This is a genomic window from Nocardioides marinquilinus, assembly GCF_039543705.1.
Taxonomy (GTDB): Bacteria; Actinomycetota; Actinomycetes; order Propionibacteriales; family Nocardioidaceae; genus Nocardioides; species Nocardioides marinquilinus.
The window spans coordinates 121,866-146,442 of sequence record NZ_BAABKG010000006.1; the positions used below are offsets into that span (position 1 = coordinate 121,866).

Consider the following 24,577-nt stretch of genomic DNA (forward strand, 5'->3'; position numbering starts at 1 on the left):
CTCAGCCCGGGCTGAGTGACTCGCCCTCGCCGGGGGTGTCGTGGCCGGGGTAGACGGCGTCCGCAGCGGTCTCCTCGACCAGGCAGGTGCGGCAGAAGTCCGCGCCGAACGGCGTGAGGTGGATCGAGCGGCGCACCACCTTGGCGAAGCGCACCGAGTGCAGCGCGGCGAGCACGTCGGGCTGCGCCTCGACGACCTGGTAGGCCATCGGGTCGCGCAGCGGGTCGCGCGAGAACCACACCAGGCCGAGCCGGAACAGGTTGTTGAGGTACGACGGCACCTGCTCGACGTGGCGGCAGCCGGCCCGGGCGCCGATCATCGTCAGGCCCGAGGCGATCAGCCGCGAGCTCATCACGCCCGACGGCCCGCCGGTGCGGACGTCGACGCTCGGCTGCGGGCCGGTCGAGAGGAGCAGCAGCAGGATGCGGCCCTCGTCGGGGGCCAGCTCGTCGAGGATCCGCGCGAAGGCGGGGTGGCCCGTGTCGTCGCGCCACACGTCGCGCGAGCGGGTCAGCAGCTCCTGGCCGCGCTCGCGCAGCGACGGCTCACGCTCGCGGGAGGCGACGACCTGCCCGCCGACGACGTCGCCGACCGGCTCGACCAGCCCGCCCAGCGCCTCACCGGCGGCCACGAGCGCCTTGCCCACCGGCGTCCCCGACGAGACCGAGCGCGCCAGCTCGCCCACCACCGAGACCGCCTCGCCGGCGTCGTGGGCGAGGGCGGCCGCCTCCTCGCGGTCGGTGACGGCGCGGCCCACGCGCACCCACGCCCGGGCCGAGGTGCGCACCGACCAGCCGGTGGTGTGCCACGCCGCGGACGCCGCCACGCGGGTCAGCCCCGGCAGCGCCTCGGCCCCCTTGGCCAGTCCGTTCGCCACGCCTCTCAGCCCCCTTGGACGCCGAAGACCAACAGGTGCAGGAAGCCGCCGGCTGCTCCCATGATCGCGCCGTGGGCGTACAGCATCCACTCGTCCTCCTTGATCGCGGCCCGCATCATCTCGACGAAGTCGCGCGGCGGGAGCTCCTGCGTCCGACGCGCCACCAGCACCCGGATCTTCTCCGCCTGCTGGGCGCTGAAGGTCGGGTCCTTGAACGGGGTGAGCGTACGGCCGACCGCCTCACGGGCCACCGACTCGCGGATGGTGTCGAAGCGGCCCCCGCCGATGGCGACGCGCAGCGCGCCGCGGGCCGGGCCGGCGGCCTGGTCGATGGCCGGGCGCAGAGCCGTGGCCAGCATCTGCCGGGTGCGGTCGCCACGGGGCCCGTCGAGCAGGAAGTCGCCGATGCGCTCGAGGGTGATCACGTCCTCGGCGATGATCTGGGCGTACACCTCGGCCGCCTGCCGCTGGCGCCGCGGGAACAGCCCGTGCCAGGTGATCCCGAGGATCCGCTTGGGCTCCGGCGGCTCGAAGATCAACCACATGCCGAGGGCGTTGGTCACCCAGCCGACCACGATGCCGAGCACCGGCAGCAGCCAGGCCTGGTGCGCGATCGAGTCGACGACGGCCACCGGGACCCCGAGCAGGAACCCGAAGACGAACCCGAACCGCACCATCAGGTCGAGCTCGCGCTGCCCGAAGTCGCGGAAGATCCGCACCACCAGCTCGGGGTTCTCCTGGAAGTGGTCGATCACCATGATCTTCGGGTCGAGCAGCTGGTCGATGTGGATGCCGATCTCGGTCGTCACCCGGCCCACGACGTCGGGCAGCTGGTCCTGCACACGGTGGTGGACGGCGTCCTTCACCGGCTGGGGCAGGTCGCGCCACAGCCGCGGGTGCTCGCGGGTCATCACCTCGTCGACCAGCTCGGGCACCTCGGGGCGGAAGACGGCGACGATGTGCTCGGCGATGCGCTCCGGCTCGAGCTGCTGGTAGAACTCCGCGGGCGTGCCCAGCTTCGCGATGGCCTTGTCGACCGCGATGCTGCCCATCTTGGCCGCGCGGGCCGGGATGATGCCCTGCCAGCCGACGCCGCCCTGCAGCAGCCCCGGCACCTCCTGGATCTTGCGCGGCAGCACCCGCGACAGCTCGGCCATGCCCGGCACCCGCACGCCGTGGAAGCGCAGTGGCGCGAACAGCATCCAGAGGCCCGACCAGTTGATCAGCCAGCCGACGACGCCGGTGAAGACCGGGATGCTCACGAAGGCGACCCAGTGCAGGTCGGCCGCCCACTCCCGCACGGGGTCGAGCAGCCAGTCCACGGCGGGCAGCCTAGTGCGCGGCCGCACCACCCCGACGTGGTTGTGCGTGACGCCACGTCACGGTTTCTTTGAGGTCGGCGCCGGGCGGCAGGAGTCACCGGTGATCCGGTGACTCCTGACGTTCTCGGCCGTTGCACCGGCCGAGAACGTCAGGGACCGGCTGAGAAGGGCCCGCGGCCGGACGCCTGCGGGGCGGCGGGCGGGCGGGTCAGAGCGCAACCAGGCCGACGCCGAGCACGACGGCCGCGGCGACCAGCGTCAGCGCCCACTGGACGCCGTACAGGAACCGGGCGAGCAGGGGGTGGCCGTCGCCGTCCCACTGCGCCGCGCCGGAGCGCCGGTCGCGCCGGATGCCCCACAGCACGGCCAGCCCGATGCCGAGCAGCGGGGCCATCGTCGTCCAGTAGCGCGGGCCGCCCATGTGGACGAACGGCTGGGCGAGCAGGCCCATGACGCCGACCTTGAGCAGGATCAGCTGCAGCTGGTGGTCGAAGCCGCGGCGCGTGACCGCCCCGAGCAGCGCCAGCATCACCAGCACCATCGGGTAGAACATGCCCCACGTGAGCACCTGGGAGACCAGCACGGTGTCGTAGGGCGCCTCGCTCCACTTCAGCAGCACCGAGAACCGCGACGGGTTGCCGAGGTAGCGGCCGGTGTTGCCGATGACGTCGCGGGCGTAGGACGTCGGCGTCACGCCCTGGCGGGCGTAGGCCGACATCTCGTCGGCGATGTCGACCTCGCTCAGCCCGGTGGCGTGCGCCTGCTCGCGGGAGTAGCGCAGCGGCGAGAACCAGATGCTGCTGCCGGGGTCGCACTCGCCGAAGCAGACCAGGTCGCTGTCGCCGAAGGTGTTGGCGCGCACCGTGGGCACCGAGACGGTGGTGACCACGCGGGCGTCGAGGGCGGTCGAGGCCCCGACCGACCACGGCGCGAGCACCGCGAGGAAGGCCACCCCGGCCGCGACGTAGGCGACCACGACCCGCCGCCGCTCGGCCCGCGCCGCGAGCACCAGCGAGACGACGAAGGTCAGCCCGAGCATGCCGACCACCAGCAGGCTGACGCTCGAGCGGAAGTAGACGGCCACGATGGCGTAGAGCCCGAGCCCCACCCCGGCGCGCCACGAGACGCTGCCGCGCTCGCGCACCGTGCGCAGCATGTCGACGGCCTGGCACACCATGAGGACGACGACCAGCCCGGCCGACGTGTCGCCCCAGGCGGCCGCGCCGAAGGCGGCGTAGGTGGGCACCAGGCCCGGGAAGACCAGCAGCGCGCCGGCCGGCCCGTTGCCGAAGGTGCGGCGCACCCGCAGCGCGGTGAGCAGCAGCAGCAGCGCCGAGAAGACCGACAGGTAGGCGCGCACCAGCGCCACCGGGGCCTGCGGCGCCACCAGGAACAGCGGCGTCAGCACCACCGACATGCCCGGCATGAACCACCCGCTGCCGACCACGATGCGGTCGAGCTCGGCGGTGTCGGGCGCGCCGAGGCCGGCGAGGTCGCGCAGCGCGTTCGACAGCGCCCGGCCGGAGTCGAGGTAGTAGGCCTCGTCGCCGATGAGGATGCCGCCCGCGATGCCGCCGTAGACGAACAGCCGCATCACCAGCGTCGCCCCGAACAGCAGGACCAGCACCCGCTCGGGACGGCCGAGGTCGTCCCACCACGCGCGCACCCGGCCGGCCGGGCCCGGGCGGCCCGGGCGTCCCTGCGGGGTGGACGGCGTCGTCCGCTCGGTCGTGCTCACAGCAGGGCCAGTGTCCCGATCACGACCACCGCACCGGCGGCCACGGCGGTCAGGACCACCTGGGCGAGGGTCAGCCAGCGGGCCACCCACCCGGTGGAGCGCGGGACGTCGTCCGCGCGGTCGCGCCACAGCTGCCACAGCAGCGCCGCGCCGAGGCCGAGCATGGGCGCCATCGTCGTCCAGTAGCGCGGGCCGGCGATGTGGACGAACGGCTGCACGAGCAGCGTGAGCACCCCGACCTTGAGCAGCACCAGCTGCAGCTGCTGGTCGAAGCCGCGGCGCGCCACCGCCGCCAGCACCCCGACCAGCACCAGCACCGAGGGGTAGAACAGCGCGTTCGTGCCGACCTCGGCCAGCGGGACGATGTCGTAGGGCGCGTGCGACCAGCGCAGCAGCGTCGCGAACCGTGCGGGCTCGCTGAAGTAGCGCATCGTGTTGTCGACGACGTCGCGGGCGTAGGACGTCGCCGTGACGTCGCGCCGGGCGTAGGCCGACATCTCGTCGGCGATCTCGACCTCGCTCAGCCCGGTGGCGCGCGCGTGCTCGCGGGAGTAGCGCAGCGGCGAGAACCAGATGTTGCTGCCGAGGTCGCACTCGCCGAGGCACACCGCGTCGGGGTCGCCGAAGGTGTTGGCGCGCACGGTGGGCACCGAGACGGTGGTCAGCACGGGCGCGTCGAGCACGAGCGAGGCGGCCAGGCTCCAGGGCGCGAGCAGGCCCACGAAGACGACGCCGGCGACGACGTAGCCGAGCACCACCTTGATGCGCTCGGCGCGGGCGGCGAGCAGCAGCGAGGTCACGAAGGTGACCCCGAGGACGCCGACCACGAAGACCGCCACGCTCGAGCGCAGGTAGACCGCCACGATGGCGTAGAGGCCGAGCAGCAGCCCGGCGCGCCACGAGATGGTGCGGTGCTCGCGCACCTCGCGCAGCATCGTGACCGCGTGGCAGAGCATCAGCACCGCCACCAGTCCGGCCGCGGAGTCGCCCCAGGTCGCGGCCCCGAACGCGGCGTAGGTGGGCACCAGGCCCGGGAAGACGAGCAGCGCGCCGGCGGGCGCGTTGCCGAAGGTGCGCCGCACCTTGAGCACCGTGGCCAGCAGCAGCAGCGTGGAGACGATCATCGCGAAGGCGCGCACCACCGGCACCGGCGCACCCGGGGCCACGAGGTACAGCGGGGCCAGCACCACCGACATCCCCGGCATGAACCAGCCGCTGCCCACCACGGCGGCGTCCAGCTCGCCGAGGTCGGGGCCCCGGAGCGTGACCAGGTCGCGCACCACGTTCGAGAACGCGCGGCCGGCGTCGAGGTAGTAGTACTCGTCGCCGATCAGGATGCCGTCGGCCGTGCCGAGGTAGACCAGCCCGCGCAGCGCCAGGACCGCGACGCCGAGGCCGACCAGCACCCGCTCGGGGCGCTCGAGGTCGTCCCACCAGCGCCGCGCCCGCTCCGTGCGCGGCGGGGCGGACGTCGTCACGAGCGGTCCGGCAGATCGGGCGTGAAACGCTTGGTGACGAACAGGTTCTCGCAGTCGGGGTCGTCGCTCTCGCGGCCGGTGAGCGGCAGGTCGAGCACCATCTCGCCCCGGATGACGTAGTCGTCGGGGACGTCGAAGTCGCGGGCGCTCACCCCGACCCGATCGGCCACCCCCGCCGCCTCGAAGGCCGCCTCGGCCCGCGCGACCGCCTCGGCGCCGTCGACGCGGTCGTAGTGCAGCACCACGCGGCGGTGCAGGCCGTGGGCGTCGAGGACGTCGCTGTCGCTGCGCAGCACGTAGGGGAAGTCGAGCTGGGCGCCGCCGGGCAGCGGGTAGCAGCCGCTGGTGAGACCGTCGCCCGGCAGCACCGGGCGGTACATGCCGGTCACCGCCGCCCGCCCGAACAGCGGGCTGACCAGCACCAGCGCGACCCCGACCACCACGGCCACCGCGATCGCCCGGCCGCGCGGGCGGCTCGGCAGCAGTCGGGTCACGTGGGCGGCCTCGCAGGTCGGGGGCGGGTCGGGGGCAGGTCGGGGGCAGGTCGGGGCAGGGCGCGGTCAGTGTAGGTGGGGGTGGGCCTCGGGCCGTGATCGTGTGCGCGCCTGACCGGTTGCGTTCCCGTGGACGTTGCGTGGTCTCGACCCGCCCGTCGCGGGGGGCTCCACGGTTCCTGAGCCTGTCGAAGGGCACCCGCGGGGCTTGCTCGACCTGCGCTGACGACGGCCCGGCTCCTCCGTCGCCGGGCCTGTCAGCTCGCGCAGTCCTGCGTGGAGACCTCGGTGGTGGCGTCGCGGCCCTCGGCGGCGGCGTCCGCGACCTGGTCCCAGGTGAGGGCGTAGCCGGTGTCGTCGTCGGTGACCGAGGCGGCGAAGACCACGCCCGCCACCCGGCCCTGGGTGGTGACGATCGGGCCGCCGGAGTTGCCGGGCCGCACCAGGCCGCGCAGCGAGTAGACCTCGCGCTGCACCGCGCCGTCGCCGTAGATGTCGGGCGAGCGCAGGTTCTCCTCGGAGCGGACCCGGGCGCGCTGGACGTCGTAGGGCCCGTCCTGCGGGTAGCCGAGGATGGCGACGCCGTCCTTCGCGTCGGTGACGAACCGCTCGGACTCCTCGTCGGAGTCGACGAAGCGCAGCGCGGGCCGCCCGCGGTCGTCGAGGGCGAGCACCGCGACGTCGAGGTCGGGGTTGTAGTAGACGACGGTGGCCTCGACGGTCTGGTCGCCGATCTCGACGACGGGCTCGTCGACGCCGGCCACGACGTGGGCGTTGGTCATCAGCCGGTCGTCGGCGTAGACGAAGCCGGTGCCCTCGACGCCGCGACCGCAGTCGTTGTTGCCGGTGACCTTCAGGACGCTGGCCTCGGCGTCGGCGATGTCGGGGTCGGTGAGCAGCCGCCGCGCACCGGGGCCGACCTCGACGATGCGCTCGGGGGCGAAGGGGTAGAGGTACTCGGGGAAGAACGAGGTGCCGACGACCCGGTTGAAGGCGTTGAGCACGCTCGCCGCCGAGGTGGGCAGCACGTCGTTGACCGTGCGCAGCACCGACGACTCGCGCACGAGCGGCGTCAGCGAGCCGATCTTGGCGCCGGCGACGGCGACGCCGAGCGCCCACGCCACCAGCAGGACGGCGACCGCGCTGAGCACCGCGCCGCCGGCGGCGTCGACCACGCGGGCGGGCTGCCAGGTGATCTTGTCGCGGATGCGCGAGCCGAGGAACTGCAGCAGCGCCTGCCCGAGCGAGGCGCAGAGGATGACGATGAACAGCGCACCGAGCGAGACCGCGATCGACGGCTCGCGGTCGCCGAGGATGACCGGCGCCAGCCAGATGCCGAGGATGCCACCCAGCAGCAGCCCGATCACGGCGAAGGCGCCGGTGACGAAGCCCTGCCAGTAGCCCGAGAGCGCGTAGGCGACCACCAGCAGCAGCAACAGGACGTCGAGCAGGTTCATCGGCGCCGCTCCTCGAACTCGGTGTTGGGCAGGACGTCGAGGTTGCGCGGCGGGCGGCCGCCCAGCATGTAGGCGGGCAGCTCGCGCTCGGGCGCGTCGGGCAGGTCGTCGATCCAGCCGAGGTACTCGAACAGCCGCGCCACGATGCCGCCGGTGAAGCCCCACAGGATGACGTCGTGGTCGTCGCCGATCAGGAAGCCCGGCGAGCGCCAGCCCCGCGGACCGATGACGGTGATGCGGTGGACCGGGTCGCGCAGCTCGGCCAGCGGCACCCGGTAGACCGCGTGCACCTCCTCGGGCGAGCGCACCGAGACCGGGCTCGGCTCGCGCCACCACCCGAGCACCGGGACGACGGCGTAGTTGCTCGGCGGCAGCCAGAGCTCGGGCAGCTCGGCGAAGACCTCGACGCCGGCGGGCACGAGGCCGGTCTCCTCCTCGGCCTCGCGCAGCGCGGTCTGCTGCGGCGTCTCGCCGGGGTCGATGCTGCCGCCCGGGAAGGAGACCTGGCCCGGGTGCGAGCGCATCGTGTGGCTGCGCTCGGTGAGCAGCAAGTCGGGCCCGGCGGGGCCCTCGCCGAAGAGCATCAGCACGGCCGAGCGGCGGACGTCGTCGGCGTCGTCCGGGACCATGAAGCGGGTCAGGTCGTGCACGGTGATCGAGCGGGCGGCGTCCTCGACGGGACGGAGCCAGTCGGGCAGGCCGGGGTGGAGGCCGGCCGGCTGCGGCTCGGCGCTCACAGCACTCCCTCGGCGAACGCGTCGAGCTCGCCGAGGGAGGTGAACTCCCCCGCCTTCATGGCCACGACCTTGCCGTTGGCGTCGACCAGCAGCGTCTGGGGCAGGCCAGGGCGGATGCCGAGCGACGGCTGCTCCCAGATGAAGCCGCCGGGGTCGGCGACGTGCGGGTAGGTGGCGCCCACGGCGTCGGCGAAGGAGATCGCGCTGTCGGGCGCGGTGTCGATGTCGATGCCGAGGACGCCGATCTCACCGGCGTTCTGCTCGTGGAACTGCTGCAGGAGCGGCATCTCCTGGCGACACGGGCCGCAGCTGGTGGCCCAGATGTTGATGAGCAGCGGGCCCTTGAGGTCGTCGAGCGCGACGTCCGGGCCGCCGCCGAGGCAGGGCAGCGTGAGGTCGGGCAGCTCGCCGCCGCCGGGGCCGGGCTCGCAGGTCTCGATGCCGGCGGCGGCCTTCATCTCGCGCAGCTGCGGGGTGTCGACGGCGACGTCGATGTCGGCGGGCGTCTGGCCGCCCCCGGCGTCGGGCGAGCAGCCCGTGGCGACGATCAGCGCCAGCGCGGCGGCCGCGAGCAGCCCGCGCCTCACGCCGGCCCCTGGGTCTTGAGCAGCGCCGTGGCCGTCTCGGGGTCGGTGGGGCCCTCGCCGAACGCGGGGCACCAGCGCGCGACCGGGCAGGCACCGCAGGCGGGCTTCTTGGCGTGGCAGCAGCGCCGGCCGTGCCAGATCAGGTGGTGGCTCAGCATCGTCCAGTCGCGCTTGGGGAACAGCGCGCCGACGGCGTGCTCGACCTTGACCGGGTCGGTCTCGTCGGTGAACCCGAGGCGGCGTGCCAGGCGCCCGAAGTGCGTGTCGACGGTGATGCCGGGGACGTCGAAGCCGTTGCCGAGCACCACGTTGGCCGTCTTGCGGCCCACGCCGGGCAGGGTGACGAGGTCGTCGAGCCGGCCCGGCACCTCGCCGTCGAACCGCTCGACGATCGCGGCGCTCAGCTTGAGCAGCGCGTCGGTCTTGGCGCGGAAGAAGCCGAGCGGACCGACGATGCCCTCGAGCACGGTGCGGTCGGCGGCGGCCATGGCGGCGGCGTCCGGGTAGGCGGCGAACAGCGTGGGCCGGACGGCGTTGACCCGGCGGTCGGTGGTCTGCGCGCTGAGCACCGTGACGCACAGCAGCTGGAACGGGTCGTCGAAGTCGAGCTCGATGTGGGCGTCGGGGTAGGTCTGCGCCAGCACCCGGTCGATCTTGCGGGCGCGCCGCACCAGGCCGGTGTGGGTCTCGTCCGCGCGCACGGCCCACAGCGTACGGCGCGGCACCGACCGTCTCAGCGGGTTGTCGCTCCCGACCCGCCAGGCTCGATAGGATCACCTCGGTGAGTGCTCGCACCGAGTGCTCGTGCCCCGCCCGGGCCGACCAGGAGGACCGATGGACAACGACGTGCTCCGCCAGGCCCCGCTGTTCAGCGGGATGGACGACGAGGCGGCCACCGCCCTGCGCGAGTCGATGAGCGAGACCCGCCTGCGCCGCGGCGAGGTGCTCTTCCGCGAGGGCGACGCCGGCGACAAGCTCTACGTGATCATGGAGGGCAAGGTGAAGCTCGGCCGCACCTCCACCGACGGTCGCGAGAACCTGCTCGCCGTGCAGGGCCCCGGCCAGATGTTCGGCGAGCTGTCGCTCTTCGACCCCGGCCCGCGCTCGGCCACCGTCACCGCCGTCACCGACACGACCTTCCTCTCGCTGTCCCACGAGGACCTGCTGCGCTGGCTCGAGGGCCGCCCCGCCGTCGCCCGCGGCCTGCTCACCCAGCTGGCCGGTCGGCTGCGCAAGGCCAACGACGTCGTCGCCGACCTCGTCTTCTCCGACGTGCCCGGCCGCGTCGCCAAGGCCCTGCTCGACCTCTCCGACCGCTTCGGCCGCACCGCCGACGACGGCGTCCACGTCAACCACGACCTCACCCAGGAAGAGCTCGCCCAGCTGGTCGGCGCCTCCCGCGAGACGGTCAACAAGGCGCTCGCCGACTTCGCCTCCCGCGGCTGGGTGCGCCTCGAGCCCCGCTCCGTCGTGATCATGGACGTCGAGCGCCTGGCCCGCCGCGCCCGCTGACGTCTCCTCCCCCGCGCGGCCGGGGCGTCATACGCACCGATCGCCCGCGCCGCCACCTCGTATGACGCCCCGCCGGACGGGCCGGGCGTCATACACACCGGCCGCCCGCGCCGCCACCTCGTATGACGCCCAGAGGCGACGGGTGCGGGGGTCAGGCCTGCTCGGCGAGGTAGTCCAGCTGGGCGCGGACCGACCACTCGGCGTAGTCCCACAGACCCGGGTCGACGTCGGCGTAGACGACCTCGACGACGCGGCGGGGCAGGGTGTCGTCGCCGGTGGCGGGGTCGGCGTCAAGGTCGGCGAGGGCGGCGCGCACCTGGTCGAGGCGCTGGCGGCGGTGGGTGGCGTAGTGGTCGAGGACGGCGGCGGCGTCGGGCAGCACCGGGCCGTGGGCCGGCCACACGACGTCGACCTCGTCGTCGGCGAGGGCGCGCATGCGCTCGATCGAGGCGAGGTAGGGGCCGAGCCGGCCGTCGGGGTGGGCGACGACCGTGGTGCCGCGGCCGAGCACCATGTCGCCGGAGAGCAGCGCCCGCTCGGCGGGCACCACGAACGACACCGAGTCGGCGGTGTGGCCGGGGGTGGCGACCACGCGCAGCACGAGGCCGTCGACCTCGATCTCCTCGCCGTCGCGCAGCGGGTCGGCGCCGTGGCACCAGGCCGGGTCGAGGGCCCGCACCGCGCAGCCCTTGCGCTCGGCGAGCTCGCGGGCGACCTCGGAGTGGTCGAGGTGGTGGTGCGTGAGCAGGACGACGGCGACCTCGCCCGCCTCGGCGTCGACGCGGTCGAGGTGACCGCCCTCGACCGGCCCGGGGTCGACCACCACCGAGCGCGCGGCGCCCGGCTCGCGCAGCAGCCAGGTGTTGGTGCCGTCGAGGGTCATCGGGCCGGGGTTGGGGGCCAGCAGGCAGCGCCCGCGCTCGCCGAAGTCGCCCCCGGCCCAGGCGTCGCTCACGAGCGCCGTCCGGCCACCAGCGGCCGGAGCCGGTCGGGCAGCGAGAGGGTGAAGCCGTCGTCCAGCGGCTCGAGCGAGGGGCAGAACATCGTCGCCGTGCGACCGGCCGCCTCGGCCATGACCGCCTCGGGCGTGCCGAAGTGCGCCAGCTCGAGCGAGGTGAGGACGGTCGGCGGCATCATCGCCAGCTCGCCCGACTCGGCCTGCTCGGCGGCCGCGCCCGCGGAGAGCCAGGCCACCGACGACGACTCGCTCGAGACGTCGCGGGTGCGCTGCCCGGCCGGCAGGGCGGCCACGAAGAACCAGGTGCGGTAGCGGCGGGGCTCGAAGACCGGCGTCAGCCAGGCGTCCCACACGCCCAGCAGGTCGGTGCGCAGCACCAGCCCGCGGCGGGCGAGGAAGTCGGTGAGCGACAGCTCGCGCGACTCCAGGGCGACCCGGTCGGCCTCCCAAGCGTCACCGGTGGTGTCGGCCACCACCTCGTCGGCCGAGGGCCCGGCCAGCAGCACGCCCGACTCCTCGAAGGTCTCGCGGACGGCGGCGCACACCAGCGCCCGGGCCAGCTCGGGCTCGTCGCAGCCCAGCCGCGCGGCCCAGGCCTCGGCGTCGGGGCCGGCCCAGGCGACCTCGCGGTCGAAGTCGCGCCGGTCGACCCCGCCACCGGGGAAGACCGCCATCCCGGCGGCGAAGGCCATCGAGGTCTGCCGCCGCAGGTAGTAGACGTCGGGTCCGCCGTCCCCCTCGGCGCCGGGCCGCATCAGCACCACCGTGGCCGCGTCGCGCGGCTCGGCGGGCTCACGGGCGCCGTCGTCGAACTCGCGGGCCAGCCCGACCAGCTCGTCGGGCAGCGCCACCGGGGGCAGCGGGACCCTCACACCTCGACCAGGATCTCGACCTCGACGGGCGAGTCGAGCGGCAGCGAGGGGACGCCGACCGCCGAGCGCGCGTGCACGCCGGCGTCGCCGAAGGCCTGGGCGAGCAGCTCGGAGGCGCCGTTGGCCACGCCCGGCTGCCCGGTGAAGTCGGGGGTGGAGGCGACGAAGACGACGACCTTCACCACGCGCTTGACCTGGGCGAGGTCGCCCAGCTCGGCGCGCACCGCGGCCATCGCGTTGAGCGCGCACTGCTGCGCGCACATGAAGGCCTCCTCGGCCGAGACCTCGCCGCCGACCTTGCCGGTGACGATCAGCTCGCCCGAGCGCATCGGCAGCTGGCCGGAGGTGAAGACGTGCTGGCCCGAGCGCACCGCGGGCACGTAGGCCGCGACCGGCGCCGCCACCTCGGGCACCTCGAGGCCGAGTGCGGCCAGGCGCTCCTCGGGGGTGGCCATCAGGCCGACTTCTCCGCGCCCGGCCGCTTCAGGAAGGCCACGAGACCGCCCTGAGCGTTGGTGTGGATGGCGACCAGCTCCCACCCGTCCTGGCCGAAGTTGTTCAGCATCAGCGCCTCGTTGTGGAGCGGGATCGGCGCCACCTGGTACTCCCACGTCTGCATGCTCGGCACCCTACTCGCGGGCGCGGCGCGGGGTCTGGCGCCGGCGGTCGGGCCGGGCCACACTGGCCGCGTGGCCGTCGACCCCGAGCTCGCCGAGCGGGTCTCGGCCGCCGTCGCCCGGCTCGTCGACGCCCGGACGGACGGCGACGAAGGCGACGAGGGCTCGGACGGCGGCGGTGCCGCGACGCTCGACCAGCGCCGCATGTTCGGCGGGCTCGCGTTCATGGTCGCCGGCCACATGACCGTGTGCGTGAGCGGCCAGGGCGGGCTGATGGTGCGGGTGCCCGAGGACGACGCCGCCCGGCTCGCCGAGGCCGAGCACGTCGAGCCGATGGTGATGAACGGCCGCGAGCTGCGGGCCTGGGTACGGGTCGCCGAGCCGGCGCTGGCCGACGACGACGCGCTGGCGGCGTGGGTGGCGCGCGGGGTCGACGTCGCGCTGGCCCTGCCACCACAGGGGTGAGTCTCACCCCTCGTGTCACTCATGAGGGTGGGAGGGATTGTTCGACAACCCGTCTAGGTTTCAGGCAAGAGCAGCACCCGGCTCACGCAGCCCGGACCCGTCGCTCCCGATCCCGGTCGTTCGCACCGAGGTCGTCTGAGGCTCCACCTGTGCTCCCCGGCCGGTGGGGCCTCAGTCGTTTTCGCCCTCCGGGTCGCGGCGCAGCGTGACCACGTCGATCGCCGGCGGCGCCAGCACGCGCACCGGCGGACCCGACGTCCCGAAGCCGCGGCTGGTGATCACCGTGACGCCGTCGCGGTCGTCGCGTCCGGCGACCGTGGGGTCGAACAGCGGCACGAGCAGCTGCACCGGCCACAGCTGGCCGCCGTGGGTGTGCCCCGAGAGCTGCAGGTCGGCGCGGCCGCCGGGCGGCCCCTGCCGCGGCTGGTGGCTCACCCAGATCGTGAAGGCGTCGTCCGGGACGCCGGCCAGCGCGGCGTCCGGGTCGGGGGCGAGCGCGCCGGTGCCGGTGGGGTCGTCGACCCCGGCGAGCGCGATCGTGGCGCCGTCGCGGGTCAGCGCGACCGACTCGTTGCGCAGCACGTCGACGCCGAGCCGCTCGAACTCGTCGACCCACTCCAGCGCCTCCGCCTCGCCGCCCATGAGCTCGTGGTTGCCGGTGACGAACACGACGCCGAGCGGGGCGTCGAGGTCGGCGAGCGGGGCGAGGTAGTCGCCCACCTCCTCGACCGAGCCGTCGACGAGGTCGCCGCCGAGGACGACGAGGTCGGGCCGCTGCGCCTCGACCATCCCGACCGCCCGCCGCGCCCACGACGCGTCGTGGAGCGGACCGACGTGCAGGTCGGTCAGCAGCACCACGCGGACGCCGTCGAACGGCGCCGGCAGGCGCGGGCTGCTGACCTCGTGCTCCACGACGCCGGGGCGGGCGGCCTCGACGAGGCCGTAGCCGGTGACCGCCAGGCTGAGCGCCACCACGGCCGGGGTGCCGACGCGCAGCACGCGCAGCCGGGTGCCGGAGCGCCGGGCCAGGCTCAGCGGCAGCACGACCAGCCCGAGCAGCAGCAGACCGAGGGTGAGGTAGAGCGCGAGCGCGATCTCGGTCATGCCGAGCCACAGCAGCGGACGCACCGGGTCGGGGTCGCCGTTGCGCAGCAGGGCGGCGGCCGCCACGAACACGACACCGCCCACGGCCAGCACGCCGAGCACCACCCGCCGGACGACGCGCGGCGCGTCGGGCGCCACGACGAGGCGGCGGTAGAGGAAGGCCAGGTAGCCGGCCACCACGGCCAGGCCCACCAGCAGCGCGAGCGCGCGGAGCACGCCCTCCACCCGCTCCACTGTGCCAGGCGGTGTGAGAGGCGGTCCCTCGCACCCGACTCGGCGAAACCGTTCACCCGGGGTTCGCCACGACGGCCCGCGACCCCATAGCCTTCTATCTCAGTAGCAGCGATCGACTTTAGACCGCTGGTGCTCCTTGGGCCCACGTCGCCGCGGTTGTGCACCCGGCCGCGGCGACGTGGATCACTCCCCCCACCCCCGTGCGAACGCCCGCGCGCCGGGCCGGTGGTCTCGAGGCTCTGCCGGGGCTCCTCGCGCCTCGACCAGCGTCGGGAGCGCGCTCCACCCCGCCGGCGCCGACTCAGGCGGGGCAGGTGGTGGCGAGGTAGGAGTCGAGGGCCTTCTGGTCGGGCTCGACGCCGGGGTCGAGCTCGACGTCCTCGCCGATGCCGGCGAGGGAGCCGGCGACCAGCTGCTCGAGGCTCACCTCGCCGCCGGCCGACAGGCCGAGGGGGGTGGGGAGGTCGAGGAGGGTGCGGCCGGCCTCGCGCAGCGTGTCCTGCGCGGCGGGGTCGGTGGGGGTGGCGACGAGGTTGTTGCTGGCCTCGGCGAAGGCCCGGAAGGCGATGCAGAACTGGTCGGGCGAGGTGGGGGCCGTGCTAGTCGTCGTCGTCGCGGTCGGCGAGGGCGACCCCGACGCGTCGGGCGCGGCGTCACCGGGGGCAGCGCCGCCGCCGCCACCGCCGCCGCCGTCGTCCGCGCCGCCGCCGAGCACGAGCACCAGCACCACGACGAGCGCCACGAGCACGAGCGGGACGGCCGCCCACACGCGGCGGTCGAGGTGCGCGTCGGCCACGACGCGATGCTAGAGCCTGCCGCCGGGCGTCGTCTCAGCCCCGGCTCAGGGCTGCGTGGCACAGTGTCGGCGTGTCCGCCGCGCCCAAGCCCCGCGTCCTCGTGGTCGACGACGACCGCGCGGTGCGCGAGTCGCTGCGCCGCTCGCTCGAGTTCAACGGCTACGACGTCCACCTCGCCGCCGACGGCGCCGAGGCGCTCGCCGGCATCGGCGGCGTCGGTCCCGACGTCGTGGTGATGGACGTGATGATGCCGCGCCTCGACGGCCTCGAGACCACCCGCGCGCTGCGCGCCGCCGGCCACGACCTGCCGATCATCGTGCTCACCGCCCGCGACGCCGTCGGCGACCGCGTCGACGGCCTCGACGCCGGCGCCGACGACTACCTCACCAAGCCGTTCGCCCTGCCCGAGCTGCTGGCGCGGCTGCGGGCGCTGCTGCGGCGCGTGACGCCGTCCGAGGACGACGTCGAGGAGGTGCTGGCCTTCTCCGACCTCACGATGAACGTCGCCACCCGCGAGGTGGTCCGCGGCCACCGCGCCATCGACCTGACGCGCACCGAGTTCACCCTGCTCGAGCTGTTCCTGCGCCGGCCGCGGCGCGTGCTCGACCGCTCGTTCATCCTCGAGGAGGTCTGGGGCTACGACTTCCCGACCACCGCGAACTCGCTCGAGGTCTACGTCGGCTACCTGCGCCGCAAGACCGAGGCCGAGGGCGAGCCGCGCCTGCTGCACACCGTGCGCGGCGTCGGCTACGTGCTCAAGGAGTCGTGACCCGGCGGCGATGAGCGCTCCCGTGCTGCCGCCGCCACCCGGGCCGCCCCCGCCGCCGGGGCAGCCCGGCCCGCCCGGACCCTCCGGCTCCTCGGGGGACGGCGACCCCGCGGCCGAGCCGCGCCGGCTGCGGGTGCTGCCGCCGCCCGACCAGCGCTGGCACTTCCGCCGCTCGCTGGCCACCCGGGTGCTGCTGCTGACCACCATCGCGGTCGGCCTCGCGGTCACGGTGCTCTCGATCGGCGTCTATGTGACCGCCCGTGCGCAGCTGCAGAGCACCCTCGACGACTCCCTCATCACCCGCGCCAAGAAGACCGCCGCCGGGGGCGCCCTCGGTGCGCGGCTCGAGGTGCCCGCCGCCTACCTCGGCGCCGCCGACATCCGGCTGTTCCTCGCCCTCAACGACCTCGAGGGACGCAACGCTGCCATCGCCTACGACGGCTACGAGCCGATCCCGGTGGTCGGCGCGCCGGAGTTCGCGGTGGCCGCGGGCGCGCGCTCCGAGAGCGTGCGCACCGTCGCGTTCGGGGGCGAGCGCTACCGCGTGGTGGCGGTGCCGACCCCCACGCCAGGCCGCGCCATCGTCATCGCGCAGTCGCTCGAGAACCAGGAGCGGGTGCTCAGCCGCCTCGGCGCGGCCTCGCTGATCTTCGGTGGCCTCGGCGTGCTCGGCGCCGGCATCGCCGGGTGGGCGGTGGCCCGCAACGGACTGCGCCCGGTGCGCCGCCTCACCAGCCAGGTCGAGCAGATCGCCGTCACCGAGAAGCTCGACGCGCTGCCGGTCGAGGGGGACGACGAGATCGCCCGCCTGGCCACGGCGTTCAATGACATGCTCGCGGCGCTCTCGGCCTCGCGCGACCGCCAGCGCCGCCTCGTCACCGACGCCGGGCACGAGCTGCGGACGCCGCTGACCTCGTTGCGCACGAACGTCGACCTGCTCACCCAGGTCGACGCCGCCGAGCAGGACATGGACCCGCAGATGCGCGCCGAGCTGCTGAGCGACATCCGGGGCCAGATCGACGAGCTCACCACGCTCATCGGCGACCTCACCGAGCTGGCCCGCGACGAGCCGCTGGCCCCGGTGGTCGGCGAGGTCGACCTCGGCGAGGTGGTCGACGCGGCCGTCTCGCGGGTGCGCCGCCGCGCGGCCGACCGCACCCTCGACGTCACCACGGTGCCGTGGCTGGTCATCGGCGAGGCGCCGGCGCTGGAGCGCGCGGTGACCAACCTGCTCGACAACGCCGTCAAGTGGAGCCCGGCCGGCGGCCTGGTCACCGTGCGGCTCGCCGTCGAGCCCGACCCCGCGCGGGCCGACGGGACGGCAGTCGGCGTCCTCACCGTCGACGACCAGGGCCCCGGCATCGCCGCGCCCGACCGCGAGCGGGTCTTCGACCGGTTTTGGCGCGCCGAGGAGTCGCGGTCGATGCCGGGCTCCGGACTCGGCCTCTCGATCGTGCGGCAGGTGGCCCAGAGGCATCATGGGAGCGTGATCGCCACCGACGCCCCCACCGGCGGGGCCCGCCTCGTGCTGCGCCTGCCGGGGAGGCCCAGTGCGTAGGGCGTGGCTCGCGCCGGCCGGCGCGGCCGTGCTCGCGCTCGGCCTGGGCGGCTGCGCCGGTGGCGACGAGCCGCCGCTGGGCCAGCCGCCCGACCTGCCCGACGCGCCCCCGGCGCTCTGGAACCCGTGCGACGGCCTCGACGTCCCCGGCGTCGACCGGCTCTTCGACACCGCCTACACCGCCGCCGTGGGCACCCCCGCCGCGCCGCGCTGCACCTTCACCCCCGACGACGAGGGCGACCCCGCGGTCGACGTCAACTACCAGCTCTTCCCCGGCACGCTCGACGACCTCTTCGACAGCTTCGGCGACCTCGCGGAGGACGCGCAGACCGAGGTCGAGCCGGTCGACGTCCCGCGGGCGGACGACGCCTCGATCGTCACCGACGTCGACGACGAGGGCGACCTCGCGATCACCGGGTTCGTGCAGAACGGCGACCTGGTGCAGGTCGTGAACGTCACCGACGCCAAGCCGTTCGACCGCGAGACGGTGCGCCGCGGCGTCCTGGCCCTGCTGAAGGACCTCGCCGCGCACGGCGCCGACTCCGGCCTGTCGGGCGAGAGCAGCGGGGACGGCGACGGCGTGGGCAGCGACTGAGGCTCCCCGGGGCTCCTCACCCGGCCAGCGCCCGCAGCAGCCGGTCGGTCTTGAGCCGCGTCTCGGCCCACTCGCCGTCGAGGTCGGAGTGCACGGTGATGCCGCCGCCGGTGCCGAGCCGGTAGACGCCGTCCCCGCGCGTGAGGAGCGAGCGGATGACGACCCCGAGGTCGGCGCGCCCGTCGGCGGCCACCCAGCCGAACGCCCCCGCGTAGGCGCCGCGCGGCGTCGCCTCGACGGCCTCGACCACCTGCATGGTGCGCAGCTTGGGGGCGCCGGTCATCGACCCGGCCGGGAACAGCACCCGCAGCGCGGCGAGGGTGGCGACGTCGTCGCGCAGCCGGCCGCGCACGGTCGAGACGAGCTGGTGGACGCCGGCGTACGACTCCACGGCCATCAGCGCCGGCACCTCGACGCTGCCGACCTCGCAGACATGCGCGAGGTCGTGGCGCAGCAGGTCGACGATCATCAGGTTCTCGGCGCGGTAGCGCGGGTCGGTGGCGAGCCGGTGGCGCTGCTCCTCGTCGTCGGCCGCGGTGGCGCCGCGCGGCGTGGTGCCCTTGATCGGCTTGGTCTCGACGACGCGGCCGGCGCCGTCGTGGTCGACGAGCGCGAAGCGCTCCGGGCTGCTGCTGAGCAGCCAGGCGCGGGCGCCGTCCACGTCGTGCTGCAGGAACCCGGCGTACGGCGCGGGGCTCAGCGCCCGCAGCCGCAGGTAGACCGCGAGCGGGTCGGGCGGGCCGGGGCGGTCGAGGCGGTAGGTCAGGTTGGCCTCGTAGGTGTCGCCGGCGTGCAGGTGCTCCTGCACCGTGGCGAAGGCCGCGGCGTAGTCGGCCGGAGGCGGGGTCGTGTGCCCCCCACCGGTCGTGGCGCCGGCGGCGGGCACACGACCCGGGTCGGACGCCGCCGGGCCGGGCGGGTGGTCGAAGCGCCGCACGTGCGAGGGCCGCAGCCACACCGCGTCGGGCAGCCACGGGTCGGGGGCGGCGGGCAGGTCGGGGCGGGCGGCGTAGCCGAGGTAGCCGAACCACTGGCCACGCCCGCCCGACGCGCGGTCGGCGTCCAGCTCGGCACCGAGCACGTCGAAGACGTCGTCGCCCACCACCTCGGCGCGACCGCCGACGTGGCGCACCACCTCGCGGCGCGCGGCGGAGTAGCTGAGCGAGACGTCGTTGTCGTCGAGCCAGCCGACGATCGAGCGACGTCCGGACCACTCCCGCGCGCCGCCGCCGTCGAGCCAGAAGCAGCGCGGGTGCCGGGCGACCACCTCGCGCACGACGTGCGCGGGGTCGGTCACCGGGCGGCCGTAGCGGGCGCCGGGGACCGCTCGAGGAACGACGCCACCAGCTGCGCGCCGTGGGTCGAGAGCACCGACTCGGGGTGGAACTGCACGCCCTCCTGCGGCAGCGAGCGGTGCCGCACCCCCATGACGACGCCGTCCTCGGAGCGCGCCGAGACCTCGAGGACGTCGGGCACCTCGACCGCCGCAAGCGAGTGGTAGCGCACCACCTCGAAGCCCTGCGGCAGACCGGCGAAGACGCCGCGCCCGTCGTGCTCCACGCGCGAGACGACGCCGTGCGCGGGGGGCCGCCGCTCGACCCGGCCGCCCCACGTCGTCACCAGCCCCTGCATGCCCAGGCACACCCCGAGCACCGGGCGGGTGCCGGCGCGCAGCACGTCGGCCCCCACGGCGAAGTCGGCCGGGTCGGCCGGGTGCCCCGGCCCGGGCGAGAGCACGACGTGGCTGTGCGCGAGCACTTCGGCCGCGCTCACCTCGTCGTGCTGGACGACGTCCGGCAACCGCCCGGTCACCGCCGCCACGAGGTGCACCAGGCTCCACGTGTAGGAGTCGTGGTGGTCGACCACCACGACGTTGGGACCGGGCACGTACCTCACGCTACCGACCGGCGGGCCGGGCGGGATGACGTCCGAGCGGGTCGTCCCCGCCGTGCGGCTACAACGCCTTGAGGGCGGCGAGCAGCTTGCCGAGCGAGTCCTTGGCGTCGCCGAACAGCAGCGTCGTGGTGGGCTCGAAGAGCAGGTCGTTCTCGATGCCGGCGAAGCCGGGCCGCATCGAGCGCTTGAGGAAGACGACCTGCCGGGCGGCGTCGACGTCCAGGATCGGCATGCCGTAGATCGGGGCGCTCGGCGTGGTGCGGGCGGCGGGGTTGACGACGTCGTTCGCGCCGACGACGAGGACGACGTCGGTCTGCTTGAACTCGCCGTTGATCTCGTCCATCTCCTTGAGCTGCTCGTAGGGCACCTGGGCCTCGGCGAGCAGCACGTTCATGTGGCCGGGCATGCGGCCGGCGACGGGGTGGATGGCGTAGTCGACGGTGGTGCCGCGCTCGACGAGCAGCTCGACCAGCTCGCGCAGGGTGTGCTGCGCCTGGGCGACCGCGAGGCCGTAGCCCGGCACGATGATCACCTTCTCGGCGTAGCCGAGCAGGATGGCGACGTCGTCGGGCCCGGCGCTGCGCACCGGCCGGTCGGAGGCCTCGCCGGCGCCGAGCGTCGAGCCGCCCTTGAGCGCCCCGAACAGGATGTTGGCCACCGAGCGGCCCATCGCGCCGGCCATGAGCAGGGTGAGGAAGGTGCCCGAGGCGCCGACCAGCGTGCCGGCGATCAGCAGCACGGTGTTCTGCAGCACGTAGCCGCCGGCGGCGACGGTGAGGCCGGTGAAGGCGTTGAGCAGCGAGATCACGATCGGCACGTCGGCGCCGCCGACCGGCAGCACCAGCAGGACGCCGAGCGCGAGGCCGAGCACGCCCACCAGCACCCCGGCCCACATGACCGGCTCGGCGACCAGCAGGCCGCTGAGCACCAGGGCCGCCAGGAACGCGGCGCCGAAGGCGACCGGCAGCCCGGGGAAGACCACCGGCCGGGAGGTCATCAGCTCCTGCAGCTTGGCGAAGGTGACGACCGAGCCCGAGAACGACACCGCGCCGACCAGGATCGTGAACGCGGTGGCCACCAGGTAGGCCGCCTGGACGTCGACCCCGACGTCGGCGAGGTGGGCGAACTCGCGCAGCTCGAGCAGGGCCACGAGCGCGGCGGCGCCGCCACCCACGCCGTTGAACAGCGCCACCATCTGCGGCATCTGCGTCATCTGCACGCGCTGCGCGCCGACCAGGCCGACCGCCGTCCCGACCGCGATGGCGACCAGGATGAGCAGCACGTGGTCGAGGTCGGCGTAGAAGAACGGCAGCGCCACGGCGACGACGGCCGCCCCGGCGCCGATCAGGTTGCCGACGCGCGCCGTCCGCGGCCCGGAGAGGCCCTTGAGGGCGAGGATGAAGCCGATGCCGCAGAGCAGGAAGACGACCTCGGCCCAGGTCGGCATCAGGCCTCACCCCGCCCCGACGGACCCTGAGCCCGTCGAAGGGGCTTGCGGGTGAACATCTGCAGCATCCGGTCGGTGACCACGAACCCGCCCACCATGTTGACCGCGGCGAGCACGACGGCCAGCAGCGCGATCGCCAGGGCGAACCCGTCGGCCTGGCCGGCCACGATCACCGCGCCGAGCAGGATGATCCCGTGGATGGCGTTCGCGCCCGACATCAGCGGCGTGTGCAGCGTCGAGGAGACCTTCGAGATCACCTCGATGCCCACGAAGACGCTGAGCACGAAGTAGGTCAGCCAGGTGACGTCGTTGCTCATGGAGCGCTGCCCTCCAGGGCGAGGCGGGTGGGTTCGTGGCGGACGACGCCGTCGTGAGTGACGCAGGCGCCGGCGACGATCTCGTCGTCGAAGTCGGGGTCGAGCGTGTGGCCGCCGTCCCCGCCGTCCCTGCCGTCATCGGTGGCGCGGGTCAGCAGCGCGACGAGGTTGACGACGTTCTGGGCGTAGAGCCTGGACGCCGGCCCCGGCATCTGGGCGGGCACGTTGCGGCCGCCCCACACCTGCGCGTTGCCGATGCGCACGACCTCGCCGGGCACCGAGCCCTCGACGTTGCCGCCGCTGTCGGCGGCGAGGTCGACGACGACCGACCCGGGCCGCATCTGCTCGACCATCGCGGCCGTGACCAGCACCGGCGCCTGCCGGCCGGGCACGGCGGCGGTGGTGATGAGCGCGTCGGCGGCCGCGATGTAGGGCGTGAGCAGCTCGCGCTGGCGGGCGGCCCGCTCCTCGGTCATCTCGCGGGCGTAGCCGCCGGCGCCCTCGAGGGTCTCGAGGTCGAGCTCGATGGCCTTGGCGCCCATCGACCGGATCTCCTCCGCCGCCGCGGCCCGCACGTCGTAGGCGCGGACGACGGCGCCGAGCCGCTTGGTGGTGGCGATGGCCTGCAGGCCGGCGACGCCAGCGCCGAGGACGACGACGTCCGCGGGCTGCACGGTGCCGGCGGCGGTCATGTTCAGCGGGAGGAAGCGGCGCAGCAGGCCGGCCGCGACGATCGCGCAGCGGTAGCCCGAGACCAGCGACTGCGACGAGAGCGCGTCCATCGACTGGGCGCGGCTGATGCGCGGCACGAGCTCCATCGCGAGGCTGGTGACGCCGAGGTCGCGCAGGTCGGCGACGAGCCCGAGCTCGGCGCTCGGCCCGCCGACCGGCAGGAAGCTGACCGTGGTGGTGCCGCGCCGCAGCCGGCGGGCGGCGTGCGTCGCGAGCGGCTGCACCGAGACGACGAGGTCGGCGTCGTCGAGCGCGGCCGGGTCGACCGTCGCGCCCGCCGCGACGTAGTCGTCGTCGGTGTGCAGCGCGCCGCGCCCGGCGTCCGGCTCGACGACGACCTCGTAGCCCAGCGCGGTGAGCCGGCCGACCAGCTCGGGCACCATCGCCACCCGGGTCTCGCCGTCGCGGGTCTCCCGGGCCACTGCGATCCTCACGCACGCGAACCTAGCCGCACTCGCGGCCGGCGTGGGCCAGGCGAGGCGCGGGCGGTTCGGGGTGGGTCGTGTGGCGCCGTGGTCCGTTCGATCGAAGGATCTGGGCGGTCCTCGGGCCTGGTGCGCCGCCCGATCCGTTCGATCGAACGATCTGGGCCCCTCGGGCCTGACTCGCCGCCCGAACCGTTCAATCGAACGACTTGGGCGCCACCAACCGCCGATCCGCTCCCTGAACCGTTCGATCGAACGGATCGTGCGGTCGCCGGGCGGGCGCCATCCGGTCAGCCGTCGGCGCCCAGCGGCAGCTCGGCGACGACCTTGTAGCGCGGACGGCGGCGGGGGCCCTCGCCGAGGTGGGAGGCGACGAGCGCGAGGCGGTCGACGCGCCAGACGGGTCCGCGGTAGGCGTCGAGCAGGCGCACCCAGTTCGAGACCTCGGCGGGCCGGCCGAGGCGGGCGACGGTGAGGTGGGGGCGGAAGCGCTGGCCGTCGACCTCGACGCCGGCGTGGGCGGCGGCGTCGCGGGCGCCGCGGGCGAGCCGGTCGAGCGTGTCGCGGCCGGCGTCGTCGGTCTCGAGGCCGGCGAACAGCACCCGCGCCGACGCCGGGTCGGGGAACGCGCCGCCGCCGGCGATGCGCGCCTCGAAGGCCGGACGCCGGGCGGCGGTGCGGGCGAGCGCGTCGACCAGCTCGTCGAGGGCGCGGTCGGGCACCGCGGGCATGAAGGCGAGCGTCAGGTGCACCTGCTCGGGCGCCGTCCACCGGAACGGGGCGTGGGCGCGGCGCGGGTCGAGGAAGGCGTCGAGGTCGTCGGCGACGTCGTCGGGCGGCAGCAGCGCCGCGAACGTCCTCACGCCGGAGCGGGCCCGGCGGGCGGCTCGAGGAACACCGAGGTGCGCGTGTAGCCCGCGCCGACGAGCAGCAGCTCGGTGCCGAGGTCGTCGGGCCGCTGGCTGACCACCGAGACGGTCGCGCCGCGGCGGGCCGCCTCGGTCTCGACGGCGGCCAGCGCCTCGGCCGAGTCGGTGGCGGTGACCAGCAGCACCGGGCCGCCGGGGTCGTAGACGGGCGGCGCGGGCACCAGCCGGCCGGTGGTGCCGGGCGTGCTCAGGCCGATGGCGCCCGGCTCGCCGAGCACCCGCGTCGGCGGCAGGTCGCGGTGCCACCACACCTCGGCGGGCTCGAGCCCGACGACGGCCGCGGCCGCGAGCCGCTCGGTCTCGGCGGCGGCACCCACCACCCGCACCCAGGCCTCGCCGGGCAGTGCCTCGCGCAGCGCGGTCAGCAGGGCGACGCCGTCCACCGCCCAGGCGGCGGGGTCGGCCACGGCCCAGTCGTCGACGACCGCGCGACGGCGTCCGGGGACGGCGAGCACGAACCCGCGGTCGGTGCGCAGACCGACCGTGGCGTCGTCGGCGATCAGGTGGCCCAGGAACGCGCGGTGACGGGCCGCGGCGTCGGCCGCGGGCCTCCAGAAGCGCGGCGCGTGCTCGACGAGCGCGGCGCGACGGGCGCCGGCCAGGTCGGCGACCCAGTCGAGGTCGGCCGGCGTGAGGGGACGGACGTCGGGTTCTGCCACC

27 protein-coding genes are annotated in these 24,577 nt (G+C 74.8%); 5 read left to right on the forward strand and 22 right to left on the reverse strand.

The window, feature by feature from the left end; genetic code table 11:
- Position 1: 1 nt before the first annotated feature.
- The 9 genes from ABEA04_RS20380 to nth all read right to left on the reverse strand — a co-directional run bounded on the left by ABEA04_RS20380 (position 2) and on the right by nth (position 9,391).
- Entirely contained in the window at positions 2-877 is an 876-nt protein-coding gene (locus ABEA04_RS20380; protein ID WP_345463214.1) for an Abi-alpha family protein, read from the reverse strand.
- A 5-nt stretch (positions 878-882) separates the two neighbouring features.
- The gene (locus ABEA04_RS20385; protein WP_345463216.1) at positions 883-2,199 is read right to left on the reverse strand and encodes a DUF445 domain-containing protein; all 1,317 of its coding nucleotides are present in this window, start codon (positions 2,197-2,199) and stop codon (positions 883-885) included.
- Between the two features lie 208 nt (positions 2,200-2,407).
- Positions 2,408-3,937, reverse strand: coding sequence for a hypothetical protein (locus tag ABEA04_RS20390; protein WP_345463219.1), 1,530 nt, complete (start codon positions 3,935-3,937; stop codon positions 2,408-2,410).
- A complete protein-coding gene (locus ABEA04_RS20395) occupies positions 3,934-5,415 on the reverse strand; it encodes a hypothetical protein (protein WP_345463222.1) in 1,482 nt (493 codons plus the stop codon). The genes ABEA04_RS20390 and ABEA04_RS20395 overlap by 4 nt, the downstream gene beginning before the upstream one ends.
- A complete protein-coding gene (locus ABEA04_RS20400; RefSeq protein ID WP_345463225.1) occupies positions 5,412-5,909 on the reverse strand; it encodes a hypothetical protein in 498 nt (165 codons plus the stop codon). Before ABEA04_RS20400 ends, ABEA04_RS20395 begins: the two co-directional genes overlap by 4 nt.
- A gap of 257 nt (positions 5,910-6,166) precedes the next feature.
- A complete protein-coding gene (locus ABEA04_RS20405) occupies positions 6,167-7,366 on the reverse strand; it encodes a MarP family serine protease (RefSeq protein WP_345463228.1) in 1,200 nt (399 codons plus the stop codon).
- Positions 7,363-8,103, reverse strand: a complete 741-nt coding sequence (locus ABEA04_RS20410; protein ID WP_345463231.1) for an NUDIX hydrolase — start codon at positions 8,101-8,103, stop codon at positions 7,363-7,365. The genes ABEA04_RS20405 and ABEA04_RS20410 overlap by 4 nt, the downstream gene beginning before the upstream one ends.
- Positions 8,100-8,690: a TlpA family protein disulfide reductase gene (locus ABEA04_RS20415; RefSeq protein WP_345463234.1), complete on the reverse strand. Its 591-nt coding sequence runs from the start codon at positions 8,688-8,690 to the stop codon at positions 8,100-8,102. Before ABEA04_RS20415 ends, ABEA04_RS20410 begins: the two co-directional genes overlap by 4 nt.
- Positions 8,687-9,391, reverse strand: coding sequence for an endonuclease III (gene nth / locus ABEA04_RS20420; RefSeq protein ID WP_345463237.1), 705 nt, complete (start codon positions 9,389-9,391; stop codon positions 8,687-8,689). The genes ABEA04_RS20415 and nth overlap by 4 nt, the downstream gene beginning before the upstream one ends.
- A gap of 133 nt (positions 9,392-9,524) precedes the next feature.
- Here nth and ABEA04_RS20425 point away from each other — a divergent pair, with 133 nt between their 5' ends.
- Positions 9,525-10,202, forward strand: a complete 678-nt coding sequence (locus ABEA04_RS20425) for a Crp/Fnr family transcriptional regulator (RefSeq protein WP_345463240.1) — start codon at positions 9,525-9,527, stop codon at positions 10,200-10,202.
- Positions 10,203-10,353: 151 nt separating this feature from the next.
- Here the strand turns inward: ABEA04_RS20425 and ABEA04_RS20430 are convergent, their stop codons facing one another.
- From ABEA04_RS20430 to sp36, 4 genes are read right to left on the reverse strand one after another with little or no spacing between them, the layout of a single operon-like run.
- Entirely contained in the window at positions 10,354-11,157 is an 804-nt protein-coding gene (locus tag ABEA04_RS20430; protein WP_345463243.1) for an MBL fold metallo-hydrolase, read from the reverse strand.
- On the reverse strand, positions 11,154-12,032 hold the full coding sequence (locus ABEA04_RS20435; protein WP_345463247.1) for an NUDIX hydrolase: 879 nt from the start codon (positions 12,030-12,032) through the stop codon (positions 11,154-11,156). Before ABEA04_RS20435 ends, ABEA04_RS20430 begins: the two co-directional genes overlap by 4 nt.
- A complete protein-coding gene (locus ABEA04_RS20440; protein ID WP_345463250.1) occupies positions 12,029-12,487 on the reverse strand; it encodes a RidA family protein in 459 nt (152 codons plus the stop codon). Before ABEA04_RS20440 ends, ABEA04_RS20435 begins: the two co-directional genes overlap by 4 nt.
- Entirely contained in the window at positions 12,487-12,651 is a 165-nt protein-coding gene (sp36, locus tag ABEA04_RS20445; protein ID WP_345463252.1) for a Sp36 family protein, read from the reverse strand. Before sp36 ends, ABEA04_RS20440 begins: the two co-directional genes overlap by 1 nt.
- A 70-nt stretch (positions 12,652-12,721) precedes the next feature.
- Here sp36 and ABEA04_RS20450 point away from each other — a divergent pair, with 70 nt between their 5' ends.
- The gene (locus ABEA04_RS20450) at positions 12,722-13,114 is read left to right on the forward strand and encodes a TfoX/Sxy family protein (RefSeq protein ID WP_345463254.1); all 393 of its coding nucleotides are present in this window, start codon (positions 12,722-12,724) and stop codon (positions 13,112-13,114) included.
- A 171-nt stretch (positions 13,115-13,285) separates the two neighbouring features.
- Here the strand turns inward: ABEA04_RS20450 and ABEA04_RS20455 are convergent, their stop codons facing one another.
- Together ABEA04_RS20455 and ABEA04_RS20460 are read right to left on the reverse strand one after the other, a co-directional pair.
- Complete coding sequence (locus ABEA04_RS20455) at positions 13,286-14,443, reverse strand: metallophosphoesterase (protein ID WP_345463256.1); 1,158 nt, start codon at positions 14,441-14,443, stop codon at positions 13,286-13,288.
- 310 nt (positions 14,444-14,753) lie between these two features.
- The gene (locus tag ABEA04_RS20460; protein WP_345463259.1) at positions 14,754-15,248 is read right to left on the reverse strand and encodes a hypothetical protein; all 495 of its coding nucleotides are present in this window, start codon (positions 15,246-15,248) and stop codon (positions 14,754-14,756) included.
- Between the two features lie 71 nt (positions 15,249-15,319).
- Here ABEA04_RS20460 and ABEA04_RS20465 point away from each other — a divergent pair, with 71 nt between their 5' ends.
- The 3 genes from ABEA04_RS20465 to ABEA04_RS20475 are packed head-to-tail and all read left to right on the forward strand — an operon-like array spanning position 15,320 to position 18,171.
- Positions 15,320-16,018 (forward strand): response regulator transcription factor, encoded by a 699-nt coding sequence (locus tag ABEA04_RS20465; protein WP_345463262.1) that lies wholly within the window; start codon positions 15,320-15,322, stop codon positions 16,016-16,018.
- 10 nt (positions 16,019-16,028) lie between these two features.
- The gene (locus ABEA04_RS20470) at positions 16,029-17,576 is read left to right on the forward strand and encodes a sensor histidine kinase (RefSeq protein WP_345463265.1); all 1,548 of its coding nucleotides are present in this window, start codon (positions 16,029-16,031) and stop codon (positions 17,574-17,576) included.
- Positions 17,569-18,171 (forward strand): hypothetical protein, encoded by a 603-nt coding sequence (locus ABEA04_RS20475; RefSeq protein ID WP_345463268.1) that lies wholly within the window; start codon positions 17,569-17,571, stop codon positions 18,169-18,171. Before ABEA04_RS20470 ends, ABEA04_RS20475 begins: the two co-directional genes overlap by 8 nt.
- Before the next feature lie 16 nt (positions 18,172-18,187).
- Here ABEA04_RS20475 and ABEA04_RS20480 read toward each other — a convergent pair whose 3' ends face one another.
- The 7 genes from ABEA04_RS20480 to ABEA04_RS20510 all read right to left on the reverse strand — a co-directional run bounded on the left by ABEA04_RS20480 (position 18,188) and on the right by ABEA04_RS20510 (position 24,576).
- The gene (locus ABEA04_RS20480) at positions 18,188-19,468 is read right to left on the reverse strand and encodes an anthranilate synthase component I family protein (RefSeq protein WP_345463271.1); all 1,281 of its coding nucleotides are present in this window, start codon (positions 19,466-19,468) and stop codon (positions 18,188-18,190) included.
- On the reverse strand, positions 19,465-20,058 hold the full coding sequence (locus ABEA04_RS20485; RefSeq protein ID WP_345463274.1) for an anthranilate synthase component II: 594 nt from the start codon (positions 20,056-20,058) through the stop codon (positions 19,465-19,467). The genes ABEA04_RS20480 and ABEA04_RS20485 overlap by 4 nt, the downstream gene beginning before the upstream one ends.
- 67 nt (positions 20,059-20,125) lie before the next feature.
- Entirely contained in the window at positions 20,126-21,514 is a 1,389-nt protein-coding gene (locus tag ABEA04_RS20490) for an NAD(P)(+) transhydrogenase (Re/Si-specific) subunit beta (RefSeq protein ID WP_345463277.1), read from the reverse strand.
- A complete protein-coding gene (locus ABEA04_RS20495; RefSeq protein ID WP_345463280.1) occupies positions 21,514-21,831 on the reverse strand; it encodes an NAD(P) transhydrogenase subunit alpha part 2 in 318 nt (105 codons plus the stop codon). The genes ABEA04_RS20490 and ABEA04_RS20495 overlap by 1 nt, the downstream gene beginning before the upstream one ends.
- Positions 21,828-22,997 (reverse strand): NAD(P) transhydrogenase subunit alpha, encoded by a 1,170-nt coding sequence (locus tag ABEA04_RS20500; RefSeq protein ID WP_345463283.1) that lies wholly within the window; start codon positions 22,995-22,997, stop codon positions 21,828-21,830. Before ABEA04_RS20500 ends, ABEA04_RS20495 begins: the two co-directional genes overlap by 4 nt.
- Before the next feature lie 281 nt (positions 22,998-23,278).
- On the reverse strand, positions 23,279-23,851 hold the full coding sequence (gene thpR, locus ABEA04_RS20505; RefSeq protein WP_345463286.1) for an RNA 2',3'-cyclic phosphodiesterase: 573 nt from the start codon (positions 23,849-23,851) through the stop codon (positions 23,279-23,281).
- On the reverse strand, positions 23,848-24,576 hold the full coding sequence (locus ABEA04_RS20510) for a hypothetical protein (protein ID WP_345463289.1): 729 nt from the start codon (positions 24,574-24,576) through the stop codon (positions 23,848-23,850). The genes thpR and ABEA04_RS20510 overlap by 4 nt, the downstream gene beginning before the upstream one ends.
- Position 24,577 lies beyond the last annotated feature (1 nt).

Bases quoted from the DNA above. Each gene is read 5' to 3' on its own strand.
- ABEA04_RS20405 (WP_345463228.1), bottom strand. From the start codon at position 7,366: ATGAACCTGCTCGACGTCCTGTTGCTGCTGCTGGTGGTCGCCTACGCG.
- ABEA04_RS20425 (WP_345463240.1), top strand. From the start codon at position 9,525: ATGGACAACGACGTGCTCCGCCAGGCCCCGCTGTTCAGCGGGATGGAC.
- ABEA04_RS20440 (WP_345463250.1), bottom strand. From the start codon at position 12,487: ATGGCCACCCCCGAGGAGCGCCTGGCCGCACTCGGCCTCGAGGTGCCC.
- sp36 (WP_345463252.1), bottom strand. From the start codon at position 12,651: ATGCAGACGTGGGAGTACCAGGTGGCGCCGATCCCGCTCCACAACGAG.
- ABEA04_RS20470 (WP_345463265.1), top strand. From the start codon at position 16,029: ATGAGCGCTCCCGTGCTGCCGCCGCCACCCGGGCCGCCCCCGCCGCCG.
- ABEA04_RS20490 (WP_345463277.1), bottom strand. From the start codon at position 21,514: ATGCCGACCTGGGCCGAGGTCGTCTTCCTGCTCTGCGGCATCGGCTTC.
- ABEA04_RS20495 (WP_345463280.1), bottom strand. From the start codon at position 21,831: ATGAGCAACGACGTCACCTGGCTGACCTACTTCGTGCTCAGCGTCTTC.